The sequence below is a fragment of the Ensifer sp. NM-2 genome (genome assembly GCF_003024455.1).
Taxonomy (GTDB): domain Bacteria; phylum Pseudomonadota; class Alphaproteobacteria; order Rhizobiales; family Rhizobiaceae; genus Ensifer; species Ensifer canadensis.
In genome coordinates this window covers 61,715-76,145 of the sequence record NZ_PVZR01000018.1, presented here as the reverse complement: position 1 = coordinate 76,145, position 14,431 = coordinate 61,715, and the positions used below count along the sequence as shown (strand labels likewise).

Genomic DNA, 14,431 nt, shown 5'->3' with positions numbered 1-14,431 from the left:
TTCCCGGTGGCAGATCGGCATTGTTAGGCAAGCGGAGGGGGCTTGGGAAGGGGTCGGTGGCCAAAGCTTGAGCAATAGCTTAATGAGGATGTGACGGAACCTTCTCACAGCCGTTCAGGCCGGGCAGCCGACTTTGTCGCCAGCACTTCCGATTTCCGCTGCAATGCCCTAGAAAAGCCTGTTCCGACGGCAAAAGACTGTTCACAACCACGGGCCAAAATTGGCGCTTCCAGGCGCATTCGGCTATAAATATCCGACTGATTCTGAACAAAGATCGTGATCACAATTGACTGAGCAAAGCACTCCCGGCGGCGGAAAGACTCCGCCAGGCATCGAGCCGATTTCCATCATCGAGGAAATGCAGCGGTCCTATCTCGATTACGCCATGAGCGTCATCGTCAGCCGCGCGCTTCCAGACGTGCGTGACGGCCTGAAACCCGTTCATCGCCGCATCCTCTACGGGATGAGCGAACTCGGCATCGACTGGAACAAGAAGTACGTCAAATGCGCCCGTGTCACCGGGGACGTGATGGGCAAATACCACCCGCACGGCAATTCGGCGATCTACGATGCGCTGGCACGTATGGCCCAGGATTGGTCGCTGCGGCTGCCGCTGATCGACGGCCAGGGCAACTTCGGCTCGGTCGACGGCGACCCGCCGGCGGCAGAACGCTACACCGAGTGCCGCCTGCAGAAGGCAGCGCACTCGCTGCTCGACGACCTCGACAAGGAAACGGTCGATTTCCGCGACAACTACGACGGCACGATGAGCGAGCCGGTGGTGGTGCCCGCGAAGTTCCCGAACCTGCTCGTCAACGGCGCCGGCGGCATCGCGGTCGGCATGGCGACCAACATTCCGCCGCACAACCTCGTCGAAGTCATCAACGGCTGTATGGCGCTGATCGACAACCCGGCGATCGAATTGCCGGAGCTGATGGAAATCATCCCGGGGCCGGACTTCCCGACCGGTGCGCTCATCCTCGGCCGCTCGGGTATCCGCTCGGCCTACGAGACCGGCCGCGGTTCGGTCATCATGCGCGGTCGTGCCCATATCGAACCGATGCGCGGTGACCGCGAGCAGATCATCATCACCGAGATTCCCTTCCAGGTGAACAAGGCGACGATGATCGAGAAGATGGCCGAACTGGTGCGCGATAAGCGCATCGAAGGCATCTCGGATCTGCGCGACGAATCGGACCGTCAGGGCTACCGCGTCGTCGTCGAACTCAAGCGCGACGCCAATGCCGACGTCATCCTGAACCAGCTTTACCGTTACACGCCGCTGCAGTCGTCTTTCGGCTGCAACATGGTGGCGCTCAACGGCGGCAAGCCGGAGCAGATGACGCTGCTCGACATGCTGCGCGCCTTCGTCTCGTTCCGCGAGGAAGTCGTTAGCCGGAGAACGAAGTACCTGCTGCGCAAGGCGCGCGACCGTGCGCATGTCCTGGTCGGTCTCGCCATCGCGGTTGCCAACATCGACGAAGTGATCAAGCTGATCCGGCATGCGCCCGATCCGCAGACCGCGCGCGAACAGTTGATGGAGCGCCGTTGGCCGGCGCATGACGTCGACAGCCTCATCCGGCTGATCGACGACCCGCGTCACCGGATCAACGAAGACAATACCTACAACCTGTCGGAAGAGCAGGCGCGCGCCATTCTCGACCTGCGCCTGCAGCGCCTGACTGCGCTTGGTCGTGACGAAATCGGCGACGAACTCAACAAGATCGGCGAGGAAATCAAGGATTACCTCGATATCCTGTCGTCGCGTCTCCGCATCATGACCATCGTCAAGGACGAACTCACCGCCGTTCGCGAGGAGTTCGGCACGCCGCGTCGCAGCGAGATCGCCGAAGGCGGTCCCGACATGGACGACGAGGACCTGATCGCCCGCGAAGACATGGTCGTGACCGTCTCGCATCTCGGCTACATCAAGCGCGTGCCGCTGACCACCTATCGCGCGCAGCGCCGCGGCGGCAAGGGCCGCTCCGGCATGGCAACCAGGGACGAGGATTTCGTTACCCGGCTATTTGTTGCCAACACTCATACGCCGGTTCTGTTCTTCTCCTCCCGTGGCATCGTCTACAAGGAGAAGGTCTGGCGCCTGCCTATCGGCACGCCGCAATCGCGCGGCAAGGCACTGATCAACATGCTGCCGCTTGAACCCGGCGAACGCATCACGACGATCATGCCGCTGCCCGAGGACGAAACGACGTGGGAAAACCTCGACGTCATGTTCTCGACGACGCGCGGCACGGTGCGCCGTAACAAACTGTCCGACTTCGTCCAGGTCAACCGCAACGGCAAGATCGCGATGAAACTGGAGGAGGATGGCGACGAGATCCTCTCGGTCGACACCTGCACCGAGCATGACGACGTCATGCTGACGACGGCGCTCGGCCAGTGCATTCGCTTCCCGGTCGACGACGTGCGCGTTTTTGCCGGCCGCAACTCGATCGGCGTCCGCGGCATCAACCTTGGTGACGGCGACCGCATCATCTCGATGGCGATCCTCGGCCATGTGGATGCTGAGCCATGGGAACGGGCGGCCTACCTGAAGCGCGCAGCCGCCGAGCGGCGCACGAACGGCGAGGAAGAAGAAATCGCTCTGGTCGGCGAGGAAGTCACCGAAGGTGGCGAACTCACCAACGAGCGCTACGAAGAGCTGAAGGCGCGCGAACAGTTCGTTCTGACGGTTTCGGAGAAGGGCTTTGGCAAACGTTCGTCGTCCTACGATTTCCGCACCTCGGGTCGTGGCGGCAAGGGCATCCGCGCCACCGACACCTCGAAGACGACGGAGATCGGCGTACTCGTCGCGGCCTTCCCAATCGAAGACAACGATCAGATCATGCTCGTTTCCGATGGCGGCCAGTTGATCCGCGTGCCGATCAATGGCGTCCGGCTTGCCAGCCGCGCCACCAAGGGCGTGACGATCTTCTCGACGGCCAAGGACGAAAAGGTCGTCTCGGTCGAGCGCATCAGCGAACCGGAAGGTGACGAAGAAGGCGAGGACCTGGTGGCAGCCGAAAACGGCGCACCGGAAACGCCGGAAGCCGAAGCCTGATAGGCGGCTCCAACCGACTGAAAAGCCCGCCGATCGGCGGGCTTTTTTATTGGGCAGCCATGATTTCCGGCGGGCGAATGTAGGTTCTCAGGCCCTTGGCCAGCGCATCGAAGACCACCCGGCAACGCGGCGCCGCCTTCAGGTTTTCGTGCATGACGAGCCATGTCTCGAGCTTCATTACGAACCCGTCTGCCAGTACCGGGAGAATATCGGGGTCGCGGGCAGCAAGCGCATTCTGACAGATACCGATGCCGAAACCGGCGCGAATGGCGGCAAGCTGCGCGAGGTTGCTGTCTGCCTTCAGCGCAAAGCGCACGTCCGGCAGGCCGGGTGTGCGGGCGATGATTGCCCGGATCGCCGCCGTCTCGCGGTCATAGCCGATCAGGCTGTGGCGGCTCAGATCGGCAAGCGTGGCCGGGGTGCCGCGCCGGTCGAGGTATCGCCGGTGGGCGTGAAAACCGAGCGGCACCGCGCCGATATGAAGCGCCACCAGCGCATCCTGACTGGGCACCGCCATGCGCACGGCGATGTCCGCCTCCTGCCGCAGGATGTCCTCGATCGCATCGGAAGCCGACAGCTCGATGGTCAGATCCGGATATTGCACATGCAGCTCGGCAAGGATCGGCGGCAACACCTCGATACCGATCACTTCGCTGGCACTGATGCGCACCGTTCCGCTGACCGTATCCTGCTGGCCGGAGGCAGCGCGAAGCAGGGCCGCTGATGTTGCTGCGAGCGCTTCGGCATAGGGTTGAAGCGCGCGGGCGGCATCGGTCGGCAACAGTCCCTGCGGCGAGCGAGTGAAGAGCGGAAAGCCGAGCATCTCCTCCATTGCATCGACATGGCGCCCGACCGTCGGTTGCGTCAGGCCGAGCTCGCGCGCCGCCGCCGACAGCGAGCCTTCTTTCAGCACCTTCAGGAAAGTCCGGTAGTAGTCCCAGCTCGGCTCGATCTTGCTCATACATAAAAGTATAGCAATGAAACAGAAAACGACAATTCCGTTTATCCCGGAATTGCACGACATTTCCTCCATCAGAACCGATGGAGCAGACGCAATGACCGACAATCTGGAAAAGGCAAGAACAGTCCTGGTATTGGGCGCGACCGGCGGCATCGGTGGTGCCGTCGCCCGCGGCCTCAGCCAGCGGGGATGGAAAGTGCGCGCACTCAATCGCAATATCGCCAAGGCCGCGCAGAAGGCGCCCGCGTACGAATGGGTGGAGGGCGATGCGATGAAGCGGCTGGACGTTCGCGCCGCCGCAGAAGGCGTCGAACTGATCGTTCATGCCGTCAATCCGCCCGGTTACCGCAACTGGGGCAAGCTGGTACTGCCGATGCTCGACAACACCATTGCCGCCGCGAAAGCGGAAGGCGCGCGCATTTTGCTGCCGGGCACGATCTACAATTTCGGTCAGGATGCCTTCCCGCTTCTGACCGAAGACAGCCCGCAGAACCCGCATACGGACAAGGGCATGATCCGCAAGGAGATGGAACTTCGATTGAAAGCTGCGTCAGACGCCGGTGTCGGCGTGATCATCCTGCGGGCTGGAGATTTCTTCGGCCCCGATGCCGCCAACAACTGGTTTTCGCAAGGGCTGGTCAAGCCGGGCAAGCCGCTGACCGCGATCAGCTATCCCGGAAAGAAGGGCGTCGCCCACCAATGGGCCTATCTGCCCGATGTGGCCGAGACGATGATCCGTCTGGTCGAGCGTGCCGAGGATCTGCCGGCCTTTGCCGTCTACCATATGGGCGGTTTCGTCGATGATGACGGCACGAAGATGATCGCCGCCATCCGGCGCGCAGCGGGACAGCAAAGGCTTCCGGCACGTGCCTTTCCATGGTGGCTGGTGACGCTGGCTTCCCCCTTCGTCCCGCTCTTTCGGGAGTTGCGCAAGATGCGCTACCTCTGGCGCCAACCGCTACGGATGCCGAACAATCGATTGCTGGACTTGCTCGGCGAGGAGCCGCGTACACCGATCGATGAAGCGGTGGCCAAAACCCTCAAGGCGCTCGGCTGCTTGCCGCAGAGTGCCGGACAAATCGGCGCCGGCGAGGGACTCACCCCAGCCAAAATGGCGATCAGTTCCTGAAGACCAAGCAAGCGCCACCATTTTTCCGAATGGTGGCGCAAAGCGCATTGGCTTCCACCTGGCTATCGCGGCCGATTCGGGCGGCATAACGAATGCGGCGGCCGAAGCTGGCATTGCGTTCGCGCAGGAGCAGGGCCTTCTCGCTACGGATCGGGGCCGGCAGACGTTTGACAGCGTTGACGAAGAGCCGCTGCGCCACCGATTTCTGAAAATGCGCCGCAAGCTGTACGCCCCAGGGCGCCCACTCCGCCTCATCGATCACGTCGATCTCGCGCAGTTGGCGGGTGCTGGCCAGCGCCACGCAGCCGTCGAGAAAATTCTTGCTCTTGTCGAGCGTCAGATCGAGTGTCTTTGGCGGATTGTCCCGCCAGTCCTCGACGCTGTAGGCGGTGATCGCCAGCACATAGTTGCGTGTCTCCGTCGGCAGCCAGTCCACTTCGAGGAAACGCTCCAGCCCATTTTCACCGGCATTGTAGGCGGCGGCGGCAAAACCGAGATTGCCGTAGCGCGACTTCAGCTCACCAAGATATTCGGCTGATTTTCCCAGAGCGGCAACGACATCGAAACTGTTGGAAAGGCCACGCATTTTCGCCGTTCCCGGCATGAACTGCGCGATGCCTTCCGCCCCTTTCGGGCTGACCGCATTCGGCCGAAACAGGCTTTCGCGCCAGATAAGGCGCGCAAAGAAGGCTGAAGGCAAGTCATTGGCGGCGGCATATTGATCGATGACGCCGCAAACATCGCGCTCGAAGCTTTCCTTGCTGATGCACAGCGATTTAACCGGGTCCGTCACCGACCGGCCGACATAGATGCACTTGGCGCGCACCGGCAGCTCGTCGATGCGAGCCTGAGCGATATCCGGCGACCCCATGCTCACGGCCATCAAAAGCGCCAGCAGCCCTCTGGCGGCAAACGCAAGACCTTTTGAGCTGCCGTTCCCCATGCCGTACCGCCCGCAATGCCTCATCGAAACAGACCGGCTTTATACATAGCATCTCGCGAGGTCAGGAAAAACAGGTCCTTCAGGCGGGTGAGCCGGTGGAGAGCACCAGTTGCATGAAGGTCAAGTCGAGCCAACGGCCGAACTTCGTTCCAACTTCGCGCATTCGACCGGTCTCTGTGAAACCCAGCCGTTGGTGAAGCCGGATCGAGGCGGCATTCTCCGACTCGATCCCCGCCACCATCACATGCTTGTTGAGACGTTCGGCCTCGGCGATCAAGGCAACCATCAGCTCGCGGCCGATGCCGCCGCCACGGCTTTTGCGGTGGACATACACGGAATGCTCGACCGTGTGCCGGTAACCGTCAAACGCACGCCAGTCGCCGAAGGAGGCATAGCCGACGATATCGCCGCTGTCTGCCACCGCGACCAGGACCGGGTATCCGGCATCGCTTCGCGCCCTGAGCCAGGCAGCTCGATTGGCGACATCGACGATCGTGTCGTTCCAGATGGCGGTCGTATTGGCCACCGCGTCGTTGTAGATGTCGCAGATGACCGGCAGGTCATCTTTCGTTGCTTGCCTGGTCAGCATGTTGCCCCGCATGTTCGTACACCATATGACTACGTCATGGATACTAAAGTGTACAGCCTTGATCAACGCATCAGTGATCGCATTCGTCTCGAGCGGGAAATCCGCGGCTGGTCACTGAGCGAGCTTGCGGAACGCTCCGGCGTCTCCCGCACGATGATCCACAAGATCGAGCGCGCAGATAGCAGTCCGACGGCAACATTGCTTGCGCGGCTTTCCGGTGCCTTCGGCCTGACCATGTCGACGCTGATCGCCCGCGCGGAAATTCAGGAGGGTCGCCTGTCGCGGCGCGAGCACCAGCCGGTCTGGCGCGATCCGCAAAGCGGATATCTCAGGCGGCATGTCTCACCGAACTCCGAGCTGCCGCTGGAACTGATCGAGGTCGAACTGCCAGCGGGTGCGGACGTGCCTATGCCGGCGGCCGCCTATGCAATGTTTCGCCAGTTGATCTGGGTGAAGCAGGGCGCCTTGACCTTCACGGAAGGCGAGGAGACGCATGCGCTGGCAGCAGGCGATTGCCTTGAGCTCGGACCACCCACGGACTGCATCTTCCGCAATGGCAACGATACGTTATGTGTCTATGCGGTGATCCTCTTAAGCAGCCGCTGACGCTACCTGTCGATTTCGGCTGCAGCGATCCGCGCGACCAGCATTTCGCCCTCGACATCGAAGTCGTCATCATCCTCCAGAAACCATGCGGCAGAGAGACCCGCATAGGCCAGAATCCAGGAAAGGATACGGCGCGGCGCCAGTCGAGTCGCCTCTGCGACAATAGCGAGATGGCGTTGCAGGCGACCGGGCTCGCTCACCACAGCCAGTTCCGGATTGCAGAAGAGATTGGCATAGTCGTAACCCGGATCGCCATAGACCGGCTTCGGGTCGATCGCCAACCAGCCACGGGCACTGAAGTCGAGAATGTTGCCGTGGTGAACATCGCCATGCAGCACGACCGGCGGATGCGGATCGGAAAACAAGGCCTCGGCCGCCGCAAGCGAACGCGCCAGCACGCCGCCATGGGTTCGTGCTGCCGGCGCCAGTGCCGCAAACCATCTCTCAAGCGGGACGAGATCGGGAATGGCCGCATCGCGGGGCGCATGGAGCGCAGCCACCGTCCCGCAGATGATCCGTGTCGCCACCTCGTCGCTTCCCGTCATCGCCATATGAAACAGCGATCGCCGGCTGTCGGTACGCTCCATCACAAGCGCATCCTCGTCGTCGGCATAGACTTCGGCAGCACCCTGGCCGGCCCACCAGAGCATCGGCAACCGGCCGAGCTTCTCTTCCACCTCGTGAGCGACCTTCAGCATTGCCGGCAGGCCGCGCCAGCGCACCGGCAGCAGTTGGCTCGATCGCGTTGAGACCCGGTCACCGTCCGGCTGCAGCGACCATTTTTCGAGGTAGGGAGCAAACATACAAGGAGGGATGGTCCGTTGGCGATCAAGCCCCGCCGACCGGCGGGGCTTGAGGGATGTGGTGGTATCAGGCGACCTGTTCAAGAGACGGGTAGTCGGTATAGCCCTTTGCGCCGCCGCCATAGAACGTCGCTTGATCCGGCGCATTCAACGGAGCGTTCTCCTGCAGGCGCTCGACAAGGTCAGGATTGGCAATGAACGGCTTACCGAAGGCGACCAGATCGGCCTCGCGACTTTCAACTGTCTTTGCCGCCAGATCGCGATCATATCCGTTGTTGGTCATCCAGGCAGCCTTGCCGCCGGCAGCGGCATAGACGGCGCGTAGAGCGTGGTAGTCGAACGGACGCTCGCCCTGTTGGTGATCGCGCGGACCGCCGGTCGCACCCTCGATGATGTGGAGATAGGCGAGGGGATAACGGGCCAGGTTCTTGACGACATAGCTGAACAGCGCCTGCGGCTCCGGATCGAAGGCGTCGTTGGCGGGCGTCACCGGCGAGAGACGGATGCCGACACGGCCGGCGCCGATCTCCGAGGTGATGGCATCAACTACCTGGAACAGGAAGCGGGCGCGGTTCTCGATCGAACCGCCATAGGCGTCGGTGCGCTGGTTCGAACCGGAGCGCAGGAACTGATCGATGAGATAGCCATTGGCGGCGTGGATCTCGACACCGTCGAAGCCGGCATCGATCGCGGCGCGGGCAGCCTTGCGATAGTCCTCAACGATCCCGTCGAGTTCGCTGATGTCGAGCGCACGCGGTTCGGAGGTTTCGGCAAACGAACCCGTGCCATCGGGATTGATCAGATAGGTCTTGGACTTTGCCCTTATCGCTGAAGGTGCAACCGGCTTGCCACCGTCCGGCTGCAGCGAATCATGTGAGATCCGGCCGACATGCCACATCTGTACGACAATCCGGCCACCCCTGGCATGCACGGCATCGGTGACCTTGCGCCAGCCCTCGAGGGCTTCGGATGTGTAGAGCCCGGGCACATCGGCATAACCCTGGCCCTGCTGGGTGATCGCAGTTGCCTCGGTGATCAGCAGGCCAGCCGATGCGCGCTGTTCGTAATAGGTGGCGTTGAGTGTGTTCGGCACGGCCTTCGGCGAACGATTGCGCGTCAACGGCGCCATGACGATGCGGTTCTTCAGGGTGATGTCACCAATGGTGATGGGATCGAATAGGGTAGCCATTGCAGGTCCTTTCGGTTTCAGTTTGGTCTTGGGGGGGGGTGTCAGAGACTGCCGATGTCCTTCAGGAACGCGGCAATCGTCTCTTCGTTGCGCCTGTAGAAAACCCATTGGCCGAGACGGCGGGTTGTCACCAGGCCAGCGCGCTGGAGAATGGCGAGATGGGAGGATACGGTCGATTGCGACAGGCCGCAGCGCTCGAACTGCCCCGCGCAAACGCCCATCTCAAACGGATGCTCCTGGGTCGGAAAGTGCACCTCGGGCTCCTTCAACCAAGCAAGGATGCTCACTCTTGCCGGGTGTGCCAGGGCCTTGAAGATTTCGTCTCGATCCATCGTCTATCGCCATATCGTGTTTTATCGATAGATGTATCGGCTACACTCGATATTCAAATCACAAGAGCGTGAGGAGGAAATGAGCAAAAAAAGAGGGCCGCAAGAAAACTTGGGCCCTTGTAGTTGTGAAGGTAATTAGAACCTCCAGAGGGGAACAGCTGCTGCGGTGGCGGGGAGGAGAAAGCCACCAAGAATGCATCAGCTACATTTTGATATGGGAAGCGAAGTACCAGCTTTCAATAGCCGGCTGTGAATTTCGTCACGGCTCGCCCGTGTCCACACAGTAGACAAAAAAAGAGGGCCACAAGATGACTTGGGCCCTTATAGTTGTGAAGGTAATTAAACCTCCAGAGGGGAACAGCTGCTGCGGTGGCACTGGGAGGAGAAGCCACCAAAGATGCATCAGCTGAGGGTGGTATGCTGCTTTTTTGGGCGAGCAGCAATCATTTAATATGCATGTCAGCCATGCCATGTGCGCATCACTGCTCATTTTTGCACCGCACAAACAAAATGCGGCGCACCAAATGCGCCGCACGATCTAAATTACGATTATAAAACAACGAGCTAATCAGCCATCCGGCAAATGCTCACAAATCGAGCAATGGCGCCTTTGGCGTCAGAAGCTCCAGTTCCTGGCCTTGGCGACGATGTAATCGCGGAAGACCTTGAGCTTGGCAGCATTCTTCATCTCGTCGGGATAGCAGAAGTAGGTGTCGAACGACGGAATGTCGGCACTGATCGGAAGTTGTATCAGGCCTGGATCGCGGCCGACGATATAGTCAGGCAGCATCGCTATGCCGATGCCGAGCAGGCAGGCGCGCTTGATCGAGGTCTGGCTGTTGATCTGCAGATGCGAGGTCCGCGGGTTGTCGGAATCGCGGCCGGCGATTTCGAGCCAGTTGACGTCGAGCAGGTAGTTTGGCGCAGGTTCGCCGAAGGTAATGATGCGGTGGTTGTCGAGATCGTCGAGCGACTGCGGTTCGCCGTGCTTGTTGATGTAGGAGGGCGCCGCATAGACGTGCATATGCACGGTGAAGAGCTTGCGCTGGATCAGGTCGGATTGCTGCGGCTGGCGCAGGCGTATGGCGCAGTCGGCATGGCGCATGTTCACGTCGAGCTCCTCGTTATCGAGGATCAACTGTACCTGGACATCAGGGTGCAGCGACATGAACTCCTGGATCTTGTCGGTCAGCCAGCCCTGGCCAAGGCCTACGGTCGTCGTGATGCGCAGCTTGCCGCTCGGCTTGTCGGTCGTCTCGCTCAGCTGAACCTTGACGCTTTCGAGCTTCATCAGCACTTCGTGCGCAGTCCGGTAGAGGATCTCGCCCTGCTCGGTCAGGATCAGGCCGCGCGCGTGGCGGTGGAACAGCTTGATGCCGACATCCTGCTCAAGCGAGCTCACCTGACGGCTGATCGCCGACTGAGAGAGATGGAGCTTGTCTGCCGCATGCGTGAACGACCCAGCCTCGGCCGCCGCGTGAAAAATGCGCAGTTTGTCCCAATCCAGCGACATGAAGTCCCCCATATGAAACCACCCCGGGGGACGGGATCATGTCCTCCGCGTGCGGCTGATGCATCTGTTCCCATACGGGAAGGCTCCTTGCCTGGAGCTTCCCGATTCGCAGCTTCTATTCGGCTGCAATTGCGACGGGCATATGACCCGCCAGGTATTTCTCGGCCTCGAGCGCCGCCATGCATCCCATGCCTGCAGCCGTCACGGCCTGGCGGTAGATGTCGTCGGTGACGTCACCTGCGGCAAAAACGCCGGGTATATCGGTCGCCGTCGAATCAGCGGCCGTCCAGAGATAGCCATTGGACTTCTGCCGGAGCTTGCCCTTGAACAGTTCGACAGCCGGCGCATGACCGATTGCGACGAAGACGCCGTCGGTCACCATGTCGCTCGTTTCGCCCGTCTTGGTGTTGCGCAGCTTCACGCCATTGACCGATGCAGGCATCGGCGGCTTGGGGGCGGCACCAAGATATTCGACGACCTCGTGGTCCCAGATGATCTTGACGTTGGGCTTGGCGAACAGGCGCTCCTGCAGGATCTTTTCGGCGCGGAACGAATCGCGGCGATGAACGACGGTGACGGTCTTTGCGAGATTGGAGAGGTAAAGAGCCTCTTCAACGGCCGAATTGCCGCCGCCGACGACGATGACGTCCTTGTTGCGATAGAAGAACCCGTCGCAGGTGGCGCAGGCCGAAACGCCGAAGCCCATGAAAGTCGGCTCGGTTTCGATGCCGAGCCACTTTGCCTTGGCGCCGGTGGCAATGATCAAGGCGTCAGCCGTCCAATCGTTGCCGCTGTCGGTCTTGACGCGGAAGGGGCGAACGGAAAGGTCAACATCCGTGACCAGATCATTGACGATCTCGGCGCCAACATGCGTCGCCTGCTTCAGCATCTGCTCCATCATCCACGGACCCTGAACCGGATCGGCATAGCCCGGATAGTTCTCCACATCGGTGGTGATCATCAACTGGCCGCCTTGTTCCATGCCGGCGATCAGGACCGGTTCCAGCATCGCGCGCGCCGTGTAGATGGCGGCGGTATAACCGGCCGGGCCGGAGCCGATGATCAGCGCTTTTACGTGGCGGGCAGTCATGGTCTTGTCCTTCGCTCACCGAATGGCCGAAGGGCCCTGTCCGGTTCCGTTACATCACAGGCAAATAGTGCCATACTTTAGGTATTCCCCCCCGGGACTTTCAAGGGCGGTCGCGGTGATACACACAAGTGCTTGAGCCCAAGGCGCCGATTTGACACCAGATCAGGCATTTTTGCACCGCTTGCGTCCCCCTTCTTCACGTCACAAGCCCGTGATGACATCGCATGAGAACCGGATCCAGCGAACGGAACATGAGATACAGGGATCGAGGGCAACACGACTGCCCCCTTACACGCCTGACGGAAGACCTAGGACGGGCGCGAAGGCGTGGATCGCCACAGGTTTTTCGACGAACGCCCCCAAAAGAATCGACGTCAACCGGGCGCGACCGCCTCTGAACGCCGGTTTTCCCGCGAATAGTCGGCGCAGATGCTTGTTGTCGGATCGGTTTGGCGATATTTCACGCGGATTCACTTTGCTGGAGAGGCATATGGGGTTGAATGCAAGCCGCGTTTGGCTCGACCGCGAACTCGCCGCGTTCGGCAATTCACGACCGGAGAGTAGCCTCGCCTTCAGTGCGGGAACCGGATCGCAAACATACGCCTCCACGCCTCCAAGATCGCCCGCCGATAACACAAGGCTCACGCGCTACGAGCGAGAACTGCACACGCAGGGTCCGTCACTACGTGCAGGTCGAACGGACGGTCGACTGTCGATCAATTCTCTATGGCCAACCTGATAAAATCGGCTCGGTGACGACAACCTACCGGGCAATCCAAGCAAAGATACTCCTCTTCGGCTTTGCCCCATGCATCAAAGTCGCTTTGTGAAAAGGACGAACCTTCATGACGAAACAAGTCGAGCTCGACGCAATCGATCTCAAGATCCTTCGCGAGCTCCAGCGTGACGGCAGGATGACCAATGTGGATCTCGCCCAGCGTGTTGGCATTTCGGCGCCCCCCTGTCTGCGACGGGTGCGCAAACTCGAGGAAACCGGCGTTATCAAGGGCTACCACGCGCTGCTGAACGCACCGGCGCTCGGCTTCGATCTGGTGGGTTTCTGCATGGTGGGTCTCAAGCGGCAGTCGGAGGCGGATCTCAAGGCATTCGCCGCGGCAACCGCGGAATGGCAGATCGTGCGCCAGGCATGGACAGTCTCGGGCGAAAGCGACTTTCTGCTTCATTGCGTCGCCGAGAACCTGACCGCGTTCCAGGATTTCGTCATCGAGGTTTTGACCGCCAACGAGCGCGTCGATACGGTTCGCACGATGTTGACCATTCGTCAGGTCAAGGATATCGGGCTGGTCCAGATCTAGGATCCGGAACACTTGCGGATCCGCAACGGCAGCGAGGCTCCCTTGGAGAACGCAGACACGACCGAAGTTGAGTGGCGTCATCCATGAGCAAACTTCCGCTTTCCGCCTTCATCATTTGCCAGAATGAAGAGGCCTACCTCGGCAACTGCATCGAGAGCCTCGAGCAGTGCGCCGAGATCGTCATCGTCGATTCGGGATCGACGGATGGCACTGCCGCGCTCGTGCAATCCTTCATCGATAATGGATGGCCGATCCGCTTCATGCACGAGCCCTGGCGGGGCTATGCGGGCCAGAAACAGTTCGCGCTGGACCAGTGCACGCAACCCTGGTGCTTCAACATCGACTCCGACGAACGCCTTGATGAACCGCTGAAGGCGCTTCTGCCGTCGCTGCTTGACGGGCCGGCCGAGACGGTCGGCTGGCGCGTGGCGCGCCGCCCCTATTTGATCGGTTACGGTTATACGCCGGTGCGCGTGCATGAGAGGCGAAATCTGCGCCTGATCCGCAAGGGCAGGGGACGCTACGACCTCAGTCAGAAAGTGCACGAGGGTATCGTACCCGATGGTCATGTTGGCGCCGCCAGCAAAGGCAGCCTGCTTCATTATCGTCCGCTTGTTATCGACGAACAGATCCTGAAGGAAAACAAGTACTCCACGCTGAAGGCGGATCAGCAGGCAGCGGCCGGAAAACCACCGCGGCCATACAAGATGCTGTTCAGCCCACCGCTTTACTTTTATCGTCTCTATTTCCGAAACGGGCTTTGGCGCTGTGGCTTTCCGGGCTTCATCGAAGCCATGACGGGCGCCGTATACGCATTCTTGACCGCCGCAAAAATCTATCAGAGGCACGCACTCAGTAAGCGTCCCAACAACGATGATGCCGCTCTGCATTGAAAGCAT

At 60.7% G+C, this 14,431-nt stretch carries 13 protein-coding genes; 5 read left to right on the top strand and 8 right to left on the bottom strand.

What is annotated here, in order from left to right; genetic code table 11:
* The first annotated feature begins 286 nt into the window (after positions 1–286).
* On the top strand, positions 287–3,061 hold the full coding sequence (gyrA, locus tag C6558_RS28350) for a DNA gyrase subunit A (RefSeq protein ID WP_025427097.1): 2,775 nt from the start codon (positions 287–289) through the stop codon (positions 3,059–3,061).
* 46 nt (positions 3,062–3,107) lie between these two features.
* Here gyrA and C6558_RS28345 read toward each other — a convergent pair whose 3' ends face one another.
* On the bottom strand, positions 3,108–4,022 hold the full coding sequence (locus C6558_RS28345; protein ID WP_025427096.1) for a LysR family transcriptional regulator: 915 nt from the start codon (positions 4,020–4,022) through the stop codon (positions 3,108–3,110).
* A gap of 94 nt (positions 4,023–4,116) precedes the next feature.
* On the opposite strand from C6558_RS28345, the gene C6558_RS28340 reads away from it, so the two are divergent.
* Positions 4,117–5,151 carry an NAD(P)H-binding protein gene (locus tag C6558_RS28340; protein WP_025427095.1) on the top strand — a complete coding sequence of 345 codons (1,035 nt, stop codon included), beginning with the start codon at positions 4,117–4,119 and terminating at the stop codon, positions 5,149–5,151.
* Here the strand turns inward: C6558_RS28340 and C6558_RS28335 are convergent.
* Both C6558_RS28335 and C6558_RS28330 read right to left on the bottom strand, forming a co-directional pair.
* Positions 5,141–6,022 carry a lytic transglycosylase domain-containing protein gene (locus C6558_RS28335; protein ID WP_245449234.1) on the bottom strand — a complete coding sequence of 294 codons (882 nt, stop codon included), beginning with the start codon at positions 6,020–6,022 and terminating at the stop codon, positions 5,141–5,143. The two genes, C6558_RS28340 and C6558_RS28335, sit on opposite strands and share 11 nt — an antisense overlap.
* Positions 6,023–6,173: 151 nt before the next feature.
* A complete protein-coding gene (locus tag C6558_RS28330; RefSeq protein ID WP_025427093.1) occupies positions 6,174–6,683 on the bottom strand; it encodes a GNAT family N-acetyltransferase in 510 nt (169 codons plus the stop codon).
* Between the two features lie 36 nt (positions 6,684–6,719).
* Between C6558_RS28330 and C6558_RS28325 the strand changes: the two genes are divergently transcribed.
* Positions 6,720–7,289: an XRE family transcriptional regulator gene (locus C6558_RS28325; RefSeq protein WP_025427092.1), complete on the top strand. Its 570-nt coding sequence runs from the start codon at positions 6,720–6,722 to the stop codon at positions 7,287–7,289.
* A gap of 2 nt (positions 7,290–7,291) precedes the next feature.
* On the opposite strand, the gene C6558_RS28320 is transcribed toward C6558_RS28325, so the two are convergent.
* The 5 genes from C6558_RS28320 to trxB all read right to left on the bottom strand — a co-directional run bounded on the left by C6558_RS28320 (position 7,292) and on the right by trxB (position 12,216).
* Positions 7,292–8,092 (bottom strand): aminoglycoside phosphotransferase family protein, encoded by an 801-nt coding sequence (locus C6558_RS28320; RefSeq protein WP_025427091.1) that lies wholly within the window; start codon positions 8,090–8,092, stop codon positions 7,292–7,294.
* 67 nt (positions 8,093–8,159) lie between these two features.
* Positions 8,160–9,281, bottom strand: coding sequence for an alkene reductase (locus C6558_RS28315; protein ID WP_025427090.1), 1,122 nt, complete (start codon positions 9,279–9,281; stop codon positions 8,160–8,162).
* Between the two features lie 41 nt (positions 9,282–9,322).
* Positions 9,323–9,613, bottom strand: coding sequence for a helix-turn-helix transcriptional regulator (locus C6558_RS28310; protein ID WP_025427089.1), 291 nt, complete (start codon positions 9,611–9,613; stop codon positions 9,323–9,325).
* Positions 9,614–10,229: 616 nt separating this feature from the next.
* Positions 10,230–11,126 carry a LysR family transcriptional regulator VtlR gene (locus C6558_RS28305; protein ID WP_038577011.1) on the bottom strand — a complete coding sequence of 299 codons (897 nt, stop codon included), beginning with the start codon at positions 11,124–11,126 and terminating at the stop codon, positions 10,230–10,232.
* A gap of 115 nt (positions 11,127–11,241) precedes the next feature.
* On the bottom strand, positions 11,242–12,216 hold the full coding sequence (gene trxB / locus C6558_RS28300; protein WP_025427087.1) for a thioredoxin-disulfide reductase: 975 nt from the start codon (positions 12,214–12,216) through the stop codon (positions 11,242–11,244).
* Positions 12,217–13,061: 845 nt separating this feature from the next.
* Here trxB and C6558_RS28295 point away from each other — a divergent pair.
* Together C6558_RS28295 and C6558_RS28290 are read left to right on the top strand one after the other, a co-directional pair.
* Positions 13,062–13,532, top strand: a complete 471-nt coding sequence (locus C6558_RS28295) for an Lrp/AsnC family transcriptional regulator (RefSeq protein ID WP_025427086.1) — start codon at positions 13,062–13,064, stop codon at positions 13,530–13,532.
* Positions 13,533–13,615: 83 nt separating this feature from the next.
* Complete coding sequence (locus C6558_RS28290) at positions 13,616–14,425, top strand: glycosyltransferase family 2 protein (RefSeq protein WP_025427085.1); 810 nt, start codon at positions 13,616–13,618, stop codon at positions 14,423–14,425.
* The last annotated feature ends 6 nt before the right edge of the window (positions 14,426–14,431 follow it).

Bases quoted from the DNA above. Each gene is read 5' to 3' on its own strand.
- C6558_RS28345 (WP_025427096.1), bottom strand. From the start codon at position 4,022: ATGAGCAAGATCGAGCCGAGCTGGGACTACTACCGGACTTTCCTGAAG.
- C6558_RS28340 (WP_025427095.1), top strand. From the start codon at position 4,117: ATGACCGACAATCTGGAAAAGGCAAGAACAGTCCTGGTATTGGGCGCG.
- C6558_RS28335 (WP_245449234.1), bottom strand. From the start codon at position 6,022: ATGGGGTCGCCGGATATCGCTCAGGCTCGCATCGACGAGCTGCCGGTG.
- C6558_RS28330 (WP_025427093.1), bottom strand. From the start codon at position 6,683: ATGCTGACCAGGCAAGCAACGAAAGATGACCTGCCGGTCATCTGCGAC.
- C6558_RS28325 (WP_025427092.1), top strand. From the start codon at position 6,720: ATGGATACTAAAGTGTACAGCCTTGATCAACGCATCAGTGATCGCATT.
- C6558_RS28320 (WP_025427091.1), bottom strand. From the start codon at position 8,092: ATGTTTGCTCCCTACCTCGAAAAATGGTCGCTGCAGCCGGACGGTGAC.
- C6558_RS28315 (WP_025427090.1), bottom strand. From the start codon at position 9,281: ATGGCTACCCTATTCGATCCCATCACCATTGGTGACATCACCCTGAAG.
- C6558_RS28310 (WP_025427089.1), bottom strand. From the start codon at position 9,613: ATGGATCGAGACGAAATCTTCAAGGCCCTGGCACACCCGGCAAGAGTG.
- C6558_RS28305 (WP_038577011.1), bottom strand. From the start codon at position 11,126: ATGTCGCTGGATTGGGACAAACTGCGCATTTTTCACGCGGCGGCCGAG.
- trxB (WP_025427087.1), bottom strand. From the start codon at position 12,216: ATGACTGCCCGCCACGTAAAAGCGCTGATCATCGGCTCCGGCCCGGCC.
- C6558_RS28295 (WP_025427086.1), top strand. From the start codon at position 13,062: ATGACGAAACAAGTCGAGCTCGACGCAATCGATCTCAAGATCCTTCGC.
- C6558_RS28290 (WP_025427085.1), top strand. From the start codon at position 13,616: ATGAGCAAACTTCCGCTTTCCGCCTTCATCATTTGCCAGAATGAAGAG.